Raw genomic sequence first — 2,206 nt, 5'->3', positions numbered from 1 at the left:
GGCGGAAACAGCGTGTCGCCCACAAAAACGGCATCGCCTATCCGGTAAGCCATGTCCGCGGGCGTATGGCCAGGCACATGCATGGCCACGGCAGTCAACTCACCAATGGCGAACGCCTGGCCATCGTCAAAGAGATGGTCAAACTGTTGGCCCTGGGTATCGAACCCTGGCTCCAGATTGAACAAGGCTTTGAACACTTTCTGCACACGCCCGATCTCCCGCCCGATGGCGATGCGCCCACCGATGTGCGACTGCATATAAGCCGCGCCAGACAGATGGTCGGCATGGGCATGGGTCTCCAGAATCCAGTCAATGGTGAGCGACTGCGCTTTCACGAAATCGATCACCTTGTCAGCCGCCTCATGGGTGATGCGCCCACTGCTTTGCTCGAAGTCGAGTACGGGATCAACGACTGCGCCATGCCCGCCCACTTTGTCGTAGATGACATGAGTGAAGGTGCTGGTGTCTGGATCGAAAAAGGACTGAACCTGTGCGACGTGCATGATGCTGCGGATGACGTTGGCGCGCTGTCAAAGCGCGATGCATTCACTTTATTGACAAACAATATATCTGTCAACATAATGAATGCAGGCATCCATACACGAAGGACTTCGTCTTGACTTTGAGCGTCCCCACCACCAGCTTGTGCCCTGAATTCACCGTTTGCGGCCAGATTACGGTTGCAGACGTGGCAGTTCTGGCCAAGCAAGGCTACAAGAGCATCATCAACAATCGCCCGGATGGCGAAGGCGGCCCGAGCCAACCTCGCAGCGCAGAGATCGAAGCCGCGGCCAAGGCCCATGGCATGCGTTACGTGCACGTTCCCGCCTCCAGCCCCATGTTGAGCGCTGCCCAGGTGGAAGCTTATCGCCGGGCCTGCGCTGACCTCCCTCATCCTGTCGTGGCGTTTTGCAAGTCAGGTGGCCGCGCCAGCGCGTTTTTCCAGGCTTGCGGTGGTCAGGTCGGTTGCGGAACCCAAGGCTGAGTGATGGACTGGACGGCTGCCGCACTGGGTTCGCTGATCGGCGTCGTCCTGGCGCTGACAGGCGCGGGCGGCGGCATTCTGGCCATTCCCTTGCTCGTTCTGGGCATGCACATGCCGGTGCAGCAAGCCGGCCCCGTTGGCTTGGCGGCCGTGGGCATTGCCTCGGCGTTCGGTGCTGCCGTTGGCTTGAAAGCCGGGATCGTGCGCTACCGTGCGGCCTTGCTGATTGGCGCAGCCGGCATGCTCATGGCACCAGCAGGCGTGGCCCTGGCTCAACGCTTGCCCGACAAGCCTTTGCTTGCCGTGTTTGCGCTGATCATGTGCTGGGTCGCATGGCGGATGCTGCGCCCCGCCACAGCTGAGCACGCGGGGGCTGACGCGGCCCCGAATGATCAGCCATGCAAGGTCAGCAGCGCTGGCGGGCGTCTGGTGTGGACGTCAAGCTGCGCCCGCTCCATGGCCAGCACGGGCGCCCTCTCCGGCTTGCTCAGCGGCCTGCTCGGCGTTGGCGGCGGCTTTGTCATCGTGCCCGCGCTGACGCACCACACTGACCTCGATATGAGAAGCGTGCAGGCCACATCGCTGGCGGTCATCGCCTTGGTATCCGTCAGCGGCGTCAGTGCGGCCATCTGGCACGGCAGCGTCAATGGCACCGTCGCCATGCCCTTCACGGCGGGCGCCACCGTTGCCCTGCTGGTGGCGCAACGCCTGGCGCATCACCTGCCGGCAGCTCACCTCAAACTGGCTTTTGCATGTTTGTGCGTGCTGGTGGCCTGCATGATGATGCTCAGGGCCGCATCGATCTTGTGAGTGCTATCCAATGGCCGTCGTGTCCAGGATGTGCGTCAATGAATTGCCCAGATCGTCCAGTGTGGGCGACACACCTGGTGCCCAGTCTCGGGTGTTGATTGTGTAGGCCCAATCCACGCCATCGGCACGCGACACCGCCAACGTGGATGAGCCCGGCGTGCTGCCAGCGCGCGCAGCGCCTGCCGCACGAGGCCCGTTGCCCCACACCGCATGCAGGTGGATGAACTGCACCATGGCATGTGCAGAGGCGGCTGTGCCCGCGTTCGGATCGCCCACCTCGTTGATTTCGCCGTCGCCGCCATACACAGAGGGAATCAGGCGATTGGATGCCAGATCCAACGGGCTCTTGCCCAGACCTTCGTCTTCGGCAATCGCGTGGTGGCTGCTGCGCTTGTTGGCCAGGGTCGGGAA

The 2,206-nt window shown here is 62.4% G+C and carries 4 protein-coding genes; 2 read left to right on the top strand and 2 right to left on the bottom strand.

All coding sequences use genetic code 11. The features are described from left to right. The coding region (locus tag EPO09_RS05670; RefSeq protein WP_290641056.1) for an MBL fold metallo-hydrolase at positions 1–503 on the bottom strand (503 nt) is incomplete at its 3' end. Between the two features lie 113 nt (positions 504–616). Between EPO09_RS05670 and EPO09_RS05665 the strand changes: the two genes are divergently transcribed. Beyond that, positions 617–985: a TIGR01244 family sulfur transferase gene (locus EPO09_RS05665; protein WP_290641054.1), complete on the top strand. Its 369-nt coding sequence runs from the start codon at positions 617–619 to the stop codon at positions 983–985. A 3-nt stretch (positions 986–988) separates the two neighbouring features. Beyond that, positions 989–1,795: a sulfite exporter TauE/SafE family protein gene (locus EPO09_RS05660; protein WP_290641052.1), complete on the top strand. Its 807-nt coding sequence runs from the start codon at positions 989–991 to the stop codon at positions 1,793–1,795. Positions 1,796–1,798: 3 nt separating this feature from the next. On the opposite strand, the gene EPO09_RS05655 is transcribed toward EPO09_RS05660, so the two are convergent. Continuing rightward, positions 1,799–2,206, bottom strand: a 408-nt coding sequence (locus EPO09_RS05655; RefSeq protein ID WP_290641049.1) for a hypothetical protein, incomplete at its 5' end; no start/stop codon positions are given.

Source organism: Aquabacterium sp. (genome assembly GCF_004297345.1).
In the GTDB taxonomy this organism is placed as follows: Bacteria; Pseudomonadota; Gammaproteobacteria; order Burkholderiales; family Burkholderiaceae_C; genus Aquabacterium.
This window is presented reverse-complemented; position numbering and strand designations above follow the sequence as displayed.